The organism is Photorhabdus laumondii subsp. laumondii (assembly GCF_003343245.1).
Taxonomy (GTDB): Bacteria; Pseudomonadota; Gammaproteobacteria; order Enterobacterales; family Enterobacteriaceae; genus Photorhabdus; species Photorhabdus laumondii.
On record NZ_CP024901.1, the window covers coordinates 2,639,928 to 2,654,245 of the forward strand.

Here is a 14,318-nt window from a genome sequence, read left to right on the forward strand (position 1 = left end):
ATGGCGATCAAAGGATAGAGCGATGAACAAGAGAAAAGTTAATTGGCATGGTGTTTTTCCAGCAGTGACAACACAATTTAACTCCGATTTTTCCATTAATTTGGATGCCACACAGAAGGTAATGACCAACCTGATTAAAGATGGGGTTTCCGGTTTAGTCGTCAATGGTTCTGTGGGGGAAAATACATCTCTGTCTATGAAAGAGAAGCGTACTATCGTTGAACTCGCATTAGATGTTGCTGGTGGAAAAGTTCCCGTTCTTTCGGGTATCGCAGAATTGACAACCGATAATGCGTGCAAAATGGTCTCTGAATGCCGTCAGGCAGGGGCTAATGGAGTGATGATCATGCCGCCACTGGTTTATACGCCAACACCGAAAGAAAACCGAGCGTATTTCCGTACAATAGCGGCCTCTACCGATTTACCCGTCATGCTATATAACAACCCTCTGCTGTATAAAAATGATATTACGCCGAAAATTCTGACCTCTCTGGCCGATTGCGAAAATATCGTGGCATTTAAAGATTCATCAGGCAATACCCGTCCTTTTAGTGATATTCCCAATGAAGCGGGTGATCGCTTCATTCTTTTTGCTGGTTTGGATGACGTCGTTTTAGAGTCAGTCGCAGTGGGCGCGGAAGGTTGGATTTCAGGTATGTCGAATGCTTTTCCACGGGAAGGGGAGACTTTATTCCGTCTGGCTAAACAGAAACGTTATGAAGAAGCTCGGGAATTATATCGCTGGTTTATGCCTCTGTTGCATTTGGATTTCCGTCCTGATTTGGTGCAATGCATCAAGTTGTGTGAAGAGATGGTTGGCCGTGGGAGTGCCATTACCCGTCCACCGCGTCTACCTCTCGAAAGGGAAACATTGGCTGAAGTTCGCGCCATTGTAGAACAAGCCCTTGCTAATCGTCCTTCACTGCCTGATGTCGGTCTCTGAATGGAGCGGTAACTGTTTTTGATATCCTTGGAGGAAGCGCTATGTTGGTAACACATTCAGGTAGGCAGTTTATTGGTGGTCGCAGGCAAGCAGAGGGGGAACGCTGTTTGCACAGTCGGCGGGCGGTGGATAACGCACCAACGGGTTATGCGTTTTATCAAGCTACACGACATGAGGTCGATCTCGCCGCCCAAGCCGCCGCCGATGCATTTACCCGTTATAGCCAGACATCGTTAGAAGAACGTGCCGTTTTTTTAGATAAAATTGCCGATGAAATTGATGCTCTTGGTGATGACTTCATTGCCCTTGTATCAGAAGAAACGGCGCTACCACCAGCCAGAATTCAAGGTGAACGGTCGAGAACCAGCGGGCAAATGAGGCTGTTTGCCACGCTGTTACGCCGTGGTGATATGCATGCTGCCCGCATTGATACTGCGCAACCTGCAAGAAAACCCCTCCCTAGAGTTGATATTCGCCAATGCCATATTCCTCTAGGCCCTATTGCGGTTTTCGGTGCCAGTAATTTCCCGTTGGCTTTTTCTACTGCTGGTGGTGACACGGCGTCAGCGTTAGCGGCGGGCTGCTCTGTTGTTTTCAAAGCACATAGTGGCCATATGGCTACTGCCGAAATCATCGCAGAAGCCATTGGACGCGCTATTATCGCCGCACAAATGCCCGCGGGTGTATTCAATATGATTTATGGCAATAGCGTGGGGGCCGATCTAGTCAAACACCCCATTATTCAGGCCGTTGGTTTTACCGGTTCACTTGCTGGTGGACGTGCACTGTTCGATATGGCGATGCAGCGACCACAACCTATTCCGGTTTTTGCTGAAATGTCGAGTATCAACCCGGTCATTGTGCTGCCAAACGCCTTAGCACAGCGGGGGAAACCGATCGCCCAAGAACTGGCAAATTCATTCACATTAGGTAGCGGTCAGTTTTGTACCAAGCCAGGAATAATCTTGGGTATTCGTTCACCAGAGTTTGATCAATTTATTACTCAATTAACGCGGGAAATCACGCTTCGCCCGGCGCAGTCAATGCTGAACCAAGGCACATTACTTAACTACCAAAAAGGTATTCATCAACTGGATGATGAACCCTTAATGACACGGTTAGCCATTGGCGAACATCATGAAAATCAGGCAAGTGCAATGTTGTATCGTGCAGATATTGCTTTATTGTTGAATAAAAATGCTCTGTTACAAGAGGAGGTTTTTGGCCCTGTTGCTATTGTGGTTGAAGCCGAAAGCCAATATCAGCTTTTACGCGCAATTGACTGTTTGCAGGGGCAGCTTACCGCTACCTTAATTGGTGAGCACGATGAATTAGCGAATGCACATGAGCTCAGTCGACGATTACAAAACATTGCGGGCAGGGTGGTTGTTAATGGCTACCCGACAGGCGTTGAAGTCTGTGATGCCGTGGTTCATGGCGGGCCTTACCCGGCAACTTCCGATGTGAGAGGGACTTCAGTTGGTACACTGGCCATCTGGCGTTTTCTGCGCCCAGTCTGCTTCCAAAACTATCCTAAATCCTTACTTCCACTCGCACTGCAAGACCATAATCCGTTAAATATTTCTCGATTAATCAATGGGGTGATGAGCCGGGAAGTGTTGTAAAACGCGCAGTTACCCGACTTTGACGTATATCAAATAAGAAACAGAAAAGGGCGAATAATTATGGCGCTATACAAAGCCTCTTCACGGCCAAAATCCGATTCAGGGCAGGGTAAATTTAAGAAACAGTTAACACTCACGGATTTAACCTTCATCGGATTAGGGGCTATTTTTGGTTCTGGCTGGTTATTTGCAGCCAGTCATGTGTCTGTTATTGCAGGGCCTGCCGGGATTTTTTCCTGGCTGATTGGTGGTATCGCCGTGCTGTTACTCGGCATTGTTTATTGCGAACTGGGTGCGGCACTGCCGAAATCAGGTGGCATTATCCGTTATCCGGTGTTTTCTCATGGCGAACTCATGGGATATTTAATGGGTTCCATCACCTTAATCGCATTTTCCAGCCTAATAGCCATCGAAGTCGTCGCTGCTCGACAATATGCGGCGGCGTGGTTCCCCTTTCTCAGTCAGCCGGGTTCGGGTGATCCGACTCTGACAGGCTGGCTGGTTCAATTTATCTTATTAGCATTTTTCTTTTACCTTAATTACAACAGCGTGAAAACCTTTGCAAAATCCAACAATATTATTAGTATTTTCAAGTTTATCGTTCCGCTGCTCGTCATTATTATCCTATTTAATTATTTCAATCCGAGTAATCTGCAAGTTCACGGATTTTCTCCTTTTGGGATATCGGGTATTGAAGCTGCGGTTTCAACCGGAGGCATTATTTTTGCCTATCTTGGCCTAACGCCCATTATTTCCGTCGCTGGTGAAGTGGAAAAACCCCAAAAAACAATTCCTATTGCCCTCATTCTCTCTATTTCACTGTCTACGGTTATTTATGTTTTATTACAGTTAGCGTTCCTTGGTGGGATACCCTCTGATCTACTTTTTAGTGGCTGGAATAACATTGGGCAATATTTTTCATTGCCGTTTCGTGATATAGCCTTAATCCTCGGTGTGGGGTGGCTCGCTTTTTTGGTGGTATGTGATGCGGTGATCTCTCCAAGTGGTACCGGGAATATTTATATGAATGCCACTCCCCGTGTAGTTTATGGTTGGGCAAAAAGTGGGACGTTATTTAATGTGTTTACCCATGTTGATGAAAAATCGGGGATACCACGTCCTGCACTTTGGTTGACATTTATTCTTTCTGTTTTTTGGACATTACCTTTTCCTTCATGGGAAAAACTCATCAGTGTTGTTTCTGCGGCGTTAATTCTGAGCTACGCATTAGCGCCAGTAACTGCTTCTGCCTTACGTCGTAATGCCAAGGAGATAAAACGTCCTTTTTATGTTAAATGGTTTGCGATCATTGGTCCGCTTTCCTTTATTATTTCCGCCTTCATTGTTTACTGGTCTGGTTGGAAAACCGTTTCTTGGCTACTTGGATTACAGATTATCTTGTTTTTTATCTACTTGTTATTTAAAAATAAAGTTCCGATAGGCAAAGTGAGTTTGCGTCAACAGATAACCTCTGCTTTATGGTTGATTAGTTTTTACAGTGCCATGATCATTTTGTCCTATTTAGGCACATTTGGCGGTAAGGGAATTATTCCCGCGCCTTGGGATATTGTGGCAGTGGCAGTGATCTCTTTAATTGCCTTCTATTGGGGAACTTTTAGCGCTTTACCCAATGCTATTTTACCAACGGAGGATGAGGATTAGTCGTGTTGTCTGATTAACTATACAGGGCGGGAGATTAACTGAACATCCTTGTCCACATTGACGCCGGATAAATTTAAATAAAGCCCATCATAAATCAAGCATCTTCTGCAATGCTTGCTGCTTCGGGAACTTCAATTAATTTTCCTGACTTCACATCAAATATGTACCCATATATGGAGATATTTGCGGGGACAAGAGGGTGGGTACGAATACGATGAATATCTTCAACTACGCTATCAACTTGATTGTTAATAGTAAGCCATTTGATATATTTTCCTTCAGATGATCCTGTACCGTTGCCGACATCTTTAAATCCTTCATCCGTCATTATCGCGCTTTCCAGGCTGCTTTCCAGTAGATCGCCCATGATATTGTCTGTAAAAAGTTCCATCCCACAATTAGTATGGTGAATGACAAACCACTCTTTTGTGCCAAAAAGTTTATAGGAAATAATAAGTGAGCGAATGGCATCATCACTGGCTCTTCCGCCTGCATTCCGAATAATATGAGCGTCACCTTCAGATAAACCTGCAAATTTTGCTGGATCTAACCTAGCATCCATACAAGTCAATATGGCAAATCGCCTGACAGCAGGTAAACCAAGGTTTTTTTTATCACCAAAAGTTGCTGCATATGCAATATTAGCGTCACTTATTTCTCTGATAACATTGCTCATCCTTCCTCCCTTCATATTTTCTGGTTTAATAAATTGTTATATAAAATAAAAGCATGGAACAAGAAGCTAACTTTTTAATAAAGCTAGGATATCCATCTAGATAAATGAATATACCCGTTATCTTTCAAGTTGCTTCTTTGTTGGCTGCACTCTCTCACCCCGGTCACATCGTTATCTATGCTCCCGGGGATTCGCTCACTTGCCGCCGCGATGCATCTTGAAATCCATTGGGTATATGAGGCTGAAAATACAGATATATAAAAAAAATTTATGAAAAATATATACTCGTATCCTTTGTGCCGGTCAAGTAAATCCTAAGTATTTCAACAGACATTGTGATGTAATGATGTTTTCGGAGTTTTCAGGGGAGAAAGTTGTATCTTAAAAAGTTCTAAAGTAATCATGGTGCGCATGGTATGGTTCTCCACAGGGCATCTACCCAATTTATGCACTATGCACAAGGATTCCATATGCGGCTATCTATTCGAACTTTATCAGCCTTTACATCTTTTGCTTTCCTCATTGCGCCGTTTTTCACTCAAGCCCATAGCGGCAATACTGCTGGTATTAACGTTGAAAAATTGCTTGAGACTGAAAAGTCTTGGGATGGCGTGTCTTATCAGGAATACCCTAAAGGCACTCCTCAGCTTTCAGTTCTCAAAATTACTATTGCTCCAAATACCAGTCTTGCCTGGCATGAGCACCCGATACCTAATGCAGCTTACGTGTTGAGCGGGGTGTTAACGGCAGAGAAAAAATCCAGTGGTGAAAAACGTCTTATGAAGGCGGGAGAGGTGTTATCCGAGATGGTTGACAGCACTCATCGCGGTTACACAGGCAAAGAGGGCGCTACTCTCGTGGTCTTCTACGCGGGGCAAAAAGATATCCCTCTTTCTAAACCCGTTGAGTAAAAATCATTCAAGTACGAAGACGAAAAAACGTGTCAGCGTTGGGATTAACATAGTCCGCTGGCGATCATTATTATGCCTTGTTATAATTGTATTACTCAGTAATACATGAAGAGACGAATTTATGGCACGAGTAACTAGTGTAACCCTTGGTGAGCACTTCAACGGATTCGTTGGTGATATGATCCAATCTGGTCGTTATGGCAACACATCCGAAGTTGTCCGCGATGCTTTGCGCCTGATGGAGGCTCGCGAGCAGCGTATTCAGAATGTTCGTGAAATGGTGCTAGCTGGCCTGAATTCTCCTGTCAGCAAAAACAGCATGGATGATATTTTTGTAATGGCAGCGAAGGATTTAAATGTATAAGTTTTCCGAATTGGCTGATGACGACATATTTCATATTGCCCGTTATACGATACAGCAATTTGGTCAAAACCAGGCGAAGCGTTATCACGATGAACTGAAAAGAACTTTCGAGTTACTAGCCATATCTCCCTGGATTGGTAGGGAATGTGATTGGATATGCGCAGGAATGCGCCGCTTCGAGTTCAAGAAGCATTCCATCTATTACATGTTGCAGGATGACGACATCTTCATTTCACGCGTCATTCACCAGTCGATGGACGTTGATATACTCGACTTTCCAGAATAAGTTACGGTGATTGTTATTAAAATACTTAAACAAGCAGGACTGAAATAACTTAATTAAGCGGTCGAAAGGCCGCTCTTTAATCAAAGAGAAGGTGTAAGCATGAGATATCCTATTTATTTACATCAGGCTGACGACGGATCGTTTTCCGGTTTTGTGCCAGACGTGATCGGATGTTACTTTGCTGGCGATACTATTGACGACGCTATTAGCGGTGCTCAAAACGCATTGGATACTTATTTTGAATACATGAGCGAAAAGGGTGAGGCTCCAGCGCAAGCGGGAACTGTTGCTGACCATCTAAGCAATGAAGATTGTACCGGCGGCAGTTGGGCTTATGTTGATATGGATTTAACTAAAAGCGGGTTTTTTCTTTTAAGTATACCAAAGTGACATGACTATATTGGTGCTACAATCATAGTACGCATAATGTATATTATGTTAAATAACCTTAGACGATGAACAACTTCGCATAGAACTAGGTGATTTTTGATACCCCTCTCTTTCTAAGGAGATAACTAACCCGAATTCTGCTTAAGCCGTCATTAAAATATCTTTCTCTGAGTAGAAAATTTTCAGTGATGGCTTTTTCAATTTAAGGCTGTAAGCAATCAATCCACCTAAAACACACAACAGAAAGCCTTTTATACTTCGGTGGCGCGAGTGCTCAATTTGAGAAATGGTCTTTAATTGCCCGTTAATCGTTTCGATGATAAATCTCTTTTTTAACATTAAGTTATTCCACTCAGACAGCGCTTGTGCTTTCATATTACGGCGTTTCTTCGTGATGAAAGTCACACCGATTTTGGCTAAATCATCGGCCAGTTCCTGACTGAGATAACCTTTATCACCGTAAAGATAACCCGTTAACGATTTTGATAATTCGCGTACAGGCTCTCGATCATTCACATTACCGGGAGTCACTTTTAGCGCGAGAATTTCGCCCTGATGGTTAACAACCAAGTGTAATTTGAAGCCGTAAAACCAGCCCATTGATGTTTTTCCGCGCTGGGCTATTCCCTTAAAAACCTTATGACGCGGGATACGGATGTTATGACAGACGCACAAACTCGTGGAATCAATAAAAGCAATCTTGGTCGGTTTTCCTTTTAATTGAGTCAGATAACTACATAGTGGGACCAAAACGGAAGGGGCAACACTGACAAAACGGGTATAACTGAGCAGGGTGGGGAAATCTTTGTGGTGATATTTCCAAATATGTTCCAGATAAAAATGTTTAAAATCACGGTAATGCGCCATATGAAAAAGGATCAAAATAGTCATGATTTCACTGGGGTGCATATGGCCTTGCCGATGACGCTGGCGGTACCCTTTTTCGAAACAAAATAATTCCCATTGAGGAATGAAGAAGCGGCAAAAATCATCGACATCGCAGAAAATTTCAACTAACTTGTTCATAGCCTGTTCCTCCCCGGAGCTGTTTCGGCGTGCACCAAAACATTGCTCCTGGAACAGGCTTCATGTCAATTTCTTATCCAGAATTCGGGTTAACTATGCAAACCTATACCTCAATCAGGCCAGAGCCAATATTTCTGTGGTGCTGGATATTGCAGTCAATGGTGAGCCCGTTGAAATCACCCGTCGGGACGGCAGCGTTGCCGTAGTGATCAGTAAAGCGGAATTCGAGGTGTATCAGAATGCAAAACTGGATGCCGAATTTGATGCTATGATGCAACGTCATGGCCACACAGTAGCAGCGTTGACTGACCGATGATTTGGGTGAGTGCTCAAGAAGTTATTGCTTTCCACGATCGCATACTGCGACGTTTTCCCGGCGTTGCCGGGATAGCCTTCCTCCTACCTAATATGTTGTTACCCTCCTCTCCTACTTTTCTGGATGAACACACTGGTATTTTTTTGAGGCTCATGTTTGGTTATGTTTGACGATTAACCTTTAAATTAAATTCACTTTTTACATGAAAATATAAAAAATGAATTTATTATGAAAAATAAAAATGATATTTTTGGAGAATCATGAATGTTTTTATTTGGTAGTCATATAATTACGATAAAAGTACTTATTCAGGAATATTATAATTAATAGATATAGCATTTGAAGGCAATAATTATAAAAAGAATTTTTTACCATGATTATTCTGAAAAAATAATGAGTAAAAATGTTTGATGTTAATCACATTAATATCATCCAGAGTCAGGGTGGTTGACATTATTACTAGAAAATTCATTCTGCGTGAGTGAGTGAAATATAAACGATCTCAATTATCAGCGCCGACTTGCCCTTATTTAAAACACCACCAGATTGTTACCTTTCTAGATTAAATATGTGAGATAAATCATAAATTCCAGAGAGGTTTAAATATACTGACATTAAAGATAGTTTCATGAAAAACTATAGGAAAATAAATTGTCATTATATATTAGATTTGCCATTTTTGATTTCTGCTACTATTATGGTAAATGGAATTTAGGTTTCCAACCTAATCCCACCTAGGATGCAAAATATAAGCAGTTTTTGAATTTTAAAATTGTAACATCATCAATGTGGTGATTTAGATTTTGTATGCATTGTCACATATGATTTTGGTAAATAATACGTTTAAATATGTAAATTCTGAAACTATTTAAGGAGAGTTTTATGTTCAAGAAATTATTAACAGTTGGGGCATTAGCAACAGTATTAATTGGAGGGATTGGGACTGCATCGGCAGCGAGTTGTCCGGGACAGGACGTAAGCGTAGCAGGCGCAGATAGCTCGGGCTTGAAGTATTCTAGAATTGTTGTTAATCCTTATGACAATTTTGCTAATGTATTTACTCGGTATGAGTCTGATGTTGGTAAAACGATTAAATGGTATTTTAAAGGGCGTTATGGAGCTTGTGATTATAACGGAAGTACTGCTTACGCCGCTTACTATGAAGGTAGAGAAGTTTAAAATTATACCGAAAAGCCTCTTATTAGAGGCTTTTTAAGACACTGAGAAGATAATGGAAGTTATATTTCCAACCTAGGATGAAAAATATAAGCAGTTTTTGAATTTTAAAATTGTAACATCATCGATGTGATGATTTATATTTTGCATACATTATCACATATGATTTTATAATTAATATGTTTAAATATATAAATTCTGAAACTATTTAAGGAGAGTTTTATGTTCAAGAAATTATTAACAGTTGGGGCATTAGCCGTGGGTATTACATTAACTGGAGGAGTTGGGAGTGCATTGGCACTTGAAAAATGTCCGAGTCAGAATATAAACAAAAAGGGCTCGATGTATACTAGGCATGTTGTTAATACTCAAAAAAAATTTGCTAATGCATTTGAACAGAAATATAGTGGTAAAACGATTAAGTGGTATTTAAAAGGAGTTGTTAAATCTTGTAATTATAACGGACGTACCGCTTATGCTGCTTACTATGAAGGTAGGGCAAAATAAAATTCTATCGAAAGTCTCTTATTTGTATTAACTAAGAACACTGACAAACCCTGTTTAAAATAATGGGGTTTTTGCTTTTGTTATGAATGATCATATTTCCTATTTTTCTTTTGGTTACCATATATTCAAAGTGTTGATTGACCTTAAACATAATATTTCTCTTTCGATCAAGATTAAACAGGTAGAGGAATTATCTCGACAAAAAAAACCGTTATCGTGTGTGAATGCATCACAGACAATATGGGTTACAGCTCCTAAAAATAACGACAACACAAAAATAATTCTGTCTTTATAACCCTGTTTTTCATAACGAACAAAGGATACTGCATACATCGTATTGTTGGAACATGAAAGCTACCGACTTCAACTTAAGATTTACAACCTTTAATCACAGTCGGTAACTTGTTTGTTTTAAATTGAAGTGTCAGATTGAGTCTGAGCTAAGACATGATGTTTTTTTAATATCTCTTGAACTCTATCTTTAGGAATAGAAAACGAAGTATTGCCATTTCTCCCAACCATTTTTTTGGCGGCGATCATAGCATTAATTATTGCTTCTTCTGTTGCACTTATTGTGGCCTCATACAAGGGATCTAGTTTGTCATTTGACAGTATTTTTATTGTTCTTACATCTTTTCTGGAGAAAGCATCATTATTTGCGGTCGAAAATGCAATAAATATCTCACCGCTCGTATTCCTGGCTACCCCACCGACCTTTGCTAGTCCAAGAGAGACTCGTTTAGCTATTTTTTCTAATTGGTGAGGCGCTAATGGTGCGTCTGTAGCCACCACGGCGATTATAGAACCGGCATCCTTTATTTTTTTCTTGCCGCCATGATATATCGGCTTGAGATCCTGTATTTCTTTACCAACTGGAATCCCAGCAATAATCAAATCGTCCCTATCACCAAAGTTGCCTTGAACAAGAACGCCAACAGTATATCCGCCATCTTTTTTATCTAGAATTCTTGATGAAGTACCTGTGCCCCCTTTAAACTTAAAAAGGTTCATTCCTGTTCCACCGCCGACATTACCCTCCTCTATCGCTCCTGATTTAGCACTATTCAACGCATGATATACATGTTCTTTCTTTACATGCATACCGTTTATATCATTTAATATTCCATCCCACGTTTCTGCAACCACAGGTAATAACCAAAATAAATCATCTTTCAGTGGTGATGTTAGGTTGTTATCAATCATCCAGCTAATTGTTGAGTCTCTAACAATACCAACACTATGAGTGTTGGTGATTAATATTGGCGTTTCCAGGAAACCACTCTCTTTGACCCATTGATTGCCTGTCATATCTCCATTTCCATTTAAAGAGAATGTACTAGAAAATACCGGGCTAAATTTCTTGCCTTTTGGCAATATAGCTGTTACGCCTGTCCTTATTGGGCCTTTTCCAACCTCTAGCTTTCCATCGCCTTCTATTATGGTTGAATAGCCAACTTCTACACCACTAACATCGGTAATCGCATTATATTTCCCGGTTACTCCAGAGAAAGGAATGCCTAAATCCCTTGCTCTAATCTCATCGGCTAAAGAATTAGAAGCTATCACTGTCGATAGCGATAAAATTATAATATTTAATATTTTCATAACTACTCCTTGTTATACCAAATTAACTCTAAGGTTTAATGTTTAGAATATGAAGATCCAATACGAAGAGGATTCACTTTCGACCAGTCGGTATCCCCCTTTGTACTATTACGTAATTATATTATTCAGGTTTACAACTGAGTTCTAGATAAAAGATAGAATTAAGTGCTTGTTCCAAGATTAGAACTTTCGACCAAGAAAAAACTGATCTTTAATAGGGCTATTATTGCGCCCACTTGTCTCCGTGTTTGCGATACACCTACAAAGATCACATAAAACTTAAAAAAGAATAGAAATTTGTATACTCAATATTGAATAAGAATCAAGATGAATATTTTGATAATTAATTGTAGAGAAGCGAGTAAATGCATCATTACATCGGAATTTGTGTGGTTGCTCAGTCCCAAATCGTGAGCCAAGGAGTGAAAGAAGCGATTAACAAGTTGGAATTGTCAATTGCGGCCGAATCTGATCCTTGTGAGGTTTGGAAACTTAATTCAACAGTTTCAGTTGATTCTATTATGACGTACTTGCTTCAGCAAGCTAGAGGATATTTACTTGTCTATCAGAAAAAGCATCAATTTTCTTTTCATGTCATGACCTATGAAACGCTGGATGAAGCTCTGGCCGATATCGCACGGCATCCGGACAGAACACTCGATCTGGTAATTGCTGATGATCTGTTTTTACAACATGGACATTATGAGCAGGTCAGTCATCAGTTTTTCCGATTGTTTGAGTCGAATCCTGGGAAATTGTCACCCTATTCTTTCCTGCTCTCTTTATCAGAGATGATTCCTGGTAGTGCACGAATACAAGAGATGGATTCAGTGACACTCAATATTTGGCAGCCAGATCCGCTTGTTTGGGAGATACAGGTGCTAAAAAACCTAATGGATCATTTGGATAGCACTTATATTAATCCATTACTTGTTAGAGCGACGACGTCTAAAGTAACAATATCATCAATGGCACAGTTTATTCATGATTATATGGAGTGCCACTTCAAGGAGCGTTGGGACTTCCACTACTATACTGGGTCGATGATCTCCGGATTTATCGATTCCATGCTTCGTTTGTGTGATGGTACATCTACCCTGTGTGAAAGTGGGCCGAATGAGCACAGTCTGGCAGTTTCTGCACTTTGTGGCTGGCAGTTCTATCAACGTGGTTATGTAATTGCGGTAACTTCCGGCATGATCGATGAGTTTCGTGGCACATTATGCAACCTGAAACGTGCTCATGCGCCAGGTATCATCATTTGTGCAGATAGTCCTGGAAATAGCTGGTTCCCATTTCAAGGTACGATGCATAGAGATTATGATGGTAAGAAGTCGATTGAAGCAAAAGGAATTCCGTGCGTTTATATCAATGATCAATTGAACTTGCCTGAGCGGTTAAATGAGGCAATAGATCTATTGCAGTCTCAACCCGGCCCAGTGTTTATTCTTGCGACACAATCAGTTTTGGAATGTACACTGAAACCTGAGCAGCTACCTCATCCGAGTCAGTGGAGCCTTTTGGTTCCACAGATTGGGGATAATGAAGCGTCCGTCATGGATGCAGTAATGTCTCTGATCAACCATGATAAGCGTCGTATACTGTGGCAATGTTGTCATTTAACGGATCATGAACGTGAACTGATTTATCAGATTGCTGAAAAAGCAGGGATAGCGTTAGTAGATACGCTAGTATCTCCGGGGGCGGTCAGTGATTACCATCAGCAAAAGCCTGTTAGTAACTATATTGGAATTCTGTCGGTTTACGGCTTTAGCAGCAAAGTATTTCATTACCTACATGAGGGGCAGCAGCTTGCTGATCCTGAAAGCCAGAGTATTTTTTTCCTTAAAAGTAAAGTCGATGAAGCATCCTCGCCATTTTCCGCCAGTAAACTTAAAAATAAATGTCATATTATTCAGGTGAATTGCCGTTTAGAGCACATGTCACCTTACACTGATCTAGCTGTACATAGCTATTTACGCTCATTCTTAAAAACCGTTCTCACTCGACTTAATGTGGATGAAAAGGTACTTGCTTATCGTCGTCGCGAACTGGAACGAGTTCAGAATTATCCTAACATCACCCCGATAGATTGGTTGCCACAGGTGCCGATGTCCCCCAATTACTTTTATGCCCATTTAGGGAAGCAGTTGCATCATCTGATTAGTGAGCAGGGATTTGTCTATACCGGTGTTTATGATGTAGGGAGGTGCGGAATCGGGGCGATGCGGAATTTACCGAAAACAGGGAAAGGATTTTCCGGTTGGTATGGCCGGGCACTGATGGGCGATGCGTTGATGTCACTGCCTTATTTGGCTCGTACATCATCCCAGAATATTCTGGCATTTATTGGTGATGGTGCCAGAGATTTAATCCCAAACATTGAGTCCCATATTGAACGAGCATTGATGCAAAATCCTCATCGGCAGAAGATCAATATTTCTGTGTTTTATCTTTGTAATGGTATGTTGTCGATGATTCGATCATATATCGATATGAGAAGTGCGACGAATAATACAAAACAGACCTTGCTTGCTGCATCGTCGCGTAATTTGTCTTTGTTTACTGCTGCTAATGTCCAGGTTGTCCCTGACGCATATGCGACAACACAGGTAATTCGTGAGCGTTGGACAACATTTGACGCAACCTATTGTGAAACCATGTTAACCACTCCTCAAACCATTTATTTTATCGATGTCATGCTCTCACATAACTCCGATGGGGACGGGATGGTCCTGTTCTCTGAAGCGACATGGCAGCGTGCCAATATAATATAAGGAAGGATTGAAACTTAAAAAGCCCAAGAGTAGCTGTGCTCTTGGGCTTTATTC

Annotated in this window: 14 protein-coding genes and 2 pseudogenes; 12 read left to right on the forward strand and 4 right to left on the reverse strand. The window is 41.1% G+C overall.

The window, feature by feature from the left end; all coding sequences use genetic code 11:
• The first annotated feature begins 22 nt into the window (after window positions 1–22).
• Genes PluTT01m_RS11620 through PluTT01m_RS11630 form a run of 3 tightly spaced genes read left to right on the forward strand, consistent with a single transcriptional unit; the run spans window position 23 to window position 4,230 of the window.
• Window positions 23–943 (forward strand): dihydrodipicolinate synthase family protein, encoded by a 921-nt coding sequence (locus PluTT01m_RS11620; RefSeq protein ID WP_011146495.1) that lies wholly within the window; start codon window positions 23–25, stop codon window positions 941–943.
• 41 nt (window positions 944–984) lie between these two features.
• Window positions 985–2,568 carry an aldehyde dehydrogenase (NADP(+)) gene (locus tag PluTT01m_RS11625; protein WP_011146496.1) on the forward strand — a complete coding sequence of 528 codons (1,584 nt, stop codon included), beginning with the start codon at window positions 985–987 and terminating at the stop codon, window positions 2,566–2,568.
• 60 nt (window positions 2,569–2,628) lie between these two features.
• Window positions 2,629–4,230, forward strand: coding sequence for an APC family permease (locus PluTT01m_RS11630; protein ID WP_011146497.1), 1,602 nt, complete (start codon window positions 2,629–2,631; stop codon window positions 4,228–4,230).
• 94 nt (window positions 4,231–4,324) lie between these two features.
• Here the strand turns inward: PluTT01m_RS11630 and PluTT01m_RS11635 are convergent, their stop codons facing one another.
• Window positions 4,325–4,906, reverse strand: a complete 582-nt coding sequence (locus PluTT01m_RS11635) for a beta-class carbonic anhydrase (RefSeq protein ID WP_011146498.1) — start codon at window positions 4,904–4,906, stop codon at window positions 4,325–4,327.
• A gap of 470 nt (window positions 4,907–5,376) precedes the next feature.
• On the opposite strand from PluTT01m_RS11635, the gene PluTT01m_RS11640 reads away from it, so the two are divergent.
• The 4 genes from PluTT01m_RS11640 to PluTT01m_RS11655 all read left to right on the forward strand — a co-directional run bounded on the left by PluTT01m_RS11640 (window position 5,377) and on the right by PluTT01m_RS11655 (window position 6,857).
• Window positions 5,377–5,817, forward strand: a complete 441-nt coding sequence (locus PluTT01m_RS11640) for a cupin domain-containing protein (RefSeq protein ID WP_011146499.1) — start codon at window positions 5,377–5,379, stop codon at window positions 5,815–5,817.
• 121 nt (window positions 5,818–5,938) lie between these two features.
• Window positions 5,939–6,181 carry a type II toxin-antitoxin system ParD family antitoxin gene (locus tag PluTT01m_RS11645; protein ID WP_011146500.1) on the forward strand — a complete coding sequence of 81 codons (243 nt, stop codon included), beginning with the start codon at window positions 5,939–5,941 and terminating at the stop codon, window positions 6,179–6,181.
• The gene (locus tag PluTT01m_RS11650) at window positions 6,174–6,467 is read left to right on the forward strand and encodes a type II toxin-antitoxin system RelE/ParE family toxin (protein WP_041380078.1); all 294 of its coding nucleotides are present in this window, start codon (window positions 6,174–6,176) and stop codon (window positions 6,465–6,467) included. The genes PluTT01m_RS11645 and PluTT01m_RS11650 overlap by 8 nt, the downstream gene beginning before the upstream one ends.
• A 99-nt stretch (window positions 6,468–6,566) precedes the next feature.
• Window positions 6,567–6,857: a type II toxin-antitoxin system HicB family antitoxin gene (locus tag PluTT01m_RS11655; protein WP_011146502.1), complete on the forward strand. Its 291-nt coding sequence runs from the start codon at window positions 6,567–6,569 to the stop codon at window positions 6,855–6,857.
• A gap of 141 nt (window positions 6,858–6,998) precedes the next feature.
• Here PluTT01m_RS11655 and PluTT01m_RS11660 read toward each other — a convergent pair whose 3' ends face one another.
• A complete protein-coding gene (locus tag PluTT01m_RS11660) occupies window positions 6,999–7,883 on the reverse strand; it encodes an IS982-like element ISPlu11 family transposase (RefSeq protein WP_011144722.1) in 885 nt (294 codons plus the stop codon).
• Window positions 7,884–7,978: 95 nt separating this feature from the next.
• Here PluTT01m_RS11660 and PluTT01m_RS27500 point away from each other — a divergent pair.
• From PluTT01m_RS27500 to PluTT01m_RS11680, 4 genes and pseudogenes are all read left to right on the forward strand, one after another.
• Window positions 7,979–8,199: pseudogene (locus PluTT01m_RS27500) on the forward strand (type II toxin-antitoxin system Phd/YefM family antitoxin).
• Window positions 8,196–8,273, forward strand: a pseudogene (locus PluTT01m_RS27505) (type II toxin-antitoxin system death-on-curing family toxin); the annotation flags it as partial. The pseudogenes PluTT01m_RS27500 and PluTT01m_RS27505, both read left to right, overlap by 4 nt.
• Window positions 8,274–9,081: 808 nt before the next feature.
• Window positions 9,082–9,378, forward strand: a complete 297-nt coding sequence (locus PluTT01m_RS11675; RefSeq protein WP_011146505.1) for a hypothetical protein — start codon at window positions 9,082–9,084, stop codon at window positions 9,376–9,378.
• Window positions 9,379–9,597: 219 nt separating this feature from the next.
• Complete coding sequence (locus tag PluTT01m_RS11680) at window positions 9,598–9,882, forward strand: hypothetical protein (RefSeq protein ID WP_011146506.1); 285 nt, start codon at window positions 9,598–9,600, stop codon at window positions 9,880–9,882.
• Window positions 9,883–9,996: 114 nt separating this feature from the next.
• Here the strand turns inward: PluTT01m_RS11680 and PluTT01m_RS11685 are convergent, their stop codons facing one another.
• Together PluTT01m_RS11685 and PluTT01m_RS11690 are read right to left on the reverse strand one after the other, a co-directional pair.
• Window positions 9,997–10,215, reverse strand: a complete 219-nt coding sequence (locus PluTT01m_RS11685) for a DUF4184 family protein (RefSeq protein WP_071824108.1) — start codon at window positions 10,213–10,215, stop codon at window positions 9,997–9,999.
• Window positions 10,216–10,293: 78 nt separating this feature from the next.
• A complete protein-coding gene (locus tag PluTT01m_RS11690) occupies window positions 10,294–11,487 on the reverse strand; it encodes a DmpA family aminopeptidase (RefSeq protein WP_011146507.1) in 1,194 nt (397 codons plus the stop codon).
• Window positions 11,488–11,852: 365 nt separating this feature from the next.
• Here PluTT01m_RS11690 and PluTT01m_RS11695 point away from each other — a divergent pair, with 365 nt between their 5' ends.
• Entirely contained in the window at window positions 11,853–14,264 is a 2,412-nt protein-coding gene (locus PluTT01m_RS11695) for a hypothetical protein (RefSeq protein ID WP_011146508.1), read from the forward strand.
• The last annotated feature ends 54 nt before the right edge of the window (window positions 14,265–14,318 follow it).

What these genes read in the sequence shown, in the direction of transcription:
- PluTT01m_RS11620 (WP_011146495.1), top strand. Translation starts at nt 23, where the DNA reads ATGAACAAGAGAAAAGTTAATTGGCATGGTGTTTTTCCAGCAGTGACA.
- PluTT01m_RS11625 (WP_011146496.1), top strand. Translation starts at nt 985, where the DNA reads ATGTTGGTAACACATTCAGGTAGGCAGTTTATTGGTGGTCGCAGGCAA.
- PluTT01m_RS11630 (WP_011146497.1), top strand. Translation starts at nt 2,629, where the DNA reads ATGGCGCTATACAAAGCCTCTTCACGGCCAAAATCCGATTCAGGGCAG.
- PluTT01m_RS11635 (WP_011146498.1), bottom strand. Translation starts at nt 4,906, where the DNA reads ATGAGCAATGTTATCAGAGAAATAAGTGACGCTAATATTGCATATGCA.
- PluTT01m_RS11640 (WP_011146499.1), top strand. Translation starts at nt 5,377, where the DNA reads ATGCGGCTATCTATTCGAACTTTATCAGCCTTTACATCTTTTGCTTTC.
- PluTT01m_RS11645 (WP_011146500.1), top strand. Translation starts at nt 5,939, where the DNA reads ATGGCACGAGTAACTAGTGTAACCCTTGGTGAGCACTTCAACGGATTC.
- PluTT01m_RS11650 (WP_041380078.1), top strand. Translation starts at nt 6,174, where the DNA reads ATGTATAAGTTTTCCGAATTGGCTGATGACGACATATTTCATATTGCC.
- PluTT01m_RS11655 (WP_011146502.1), top strand. Translation starts at nt 6,567, where the DNA reads ATGAGATATCCTATTTATTTACATCAGGCTGACGACGGATCGTTTTCC.
- PluTT01m_RS11660 (WP_011144722.1), bottom strand. Translation starts at nt 7,883, where the DNA reads ATGAACAAGTTAGTTGAAATTTTCTGCGATGTCGATGATTTTTGCCGC.
- PluTT01m_RS11675 (WP_011146505.1), top strand. Translation starts at nt 9,082, where the DNA reads ATGTTCAAGAAATTATTAACAGTTGGGGCATTAGCAACAGTATTAATT.
- PluTT01m_RS11680 (WP_011146506.1), top strand. Translation starts at nt 9,598, where the DNA reads ATGTTCAAGAAATTATTAACAGTTGGGGCATTAGCCGTGGGTATTACA.
- PluTT01m_RS11685 (WP_071824108.1), bottom strand. Translation starts at nt 10,215, where the DNA reads ATGTATGCAGTATCCTTTGTTCGTTATGAAAAACAGGGTTATAAAGAC.
- PluTT01m_RS11690 (WP_011146507.1), bottom strand. Translation starts at nt 11,487, where the DNA reads ATGAAAATATTAAATATTATAATTTTATCGCTATCGACAGTGATAGCT.
- PluTT01m_RS11695 (WP_011146508.1), top strand. Translation starts at nt 11,853, where the DNA reads ATGCATCATTACATCGGAATTTGTGTGGTTGCTCAGTCCCAAATCGTG.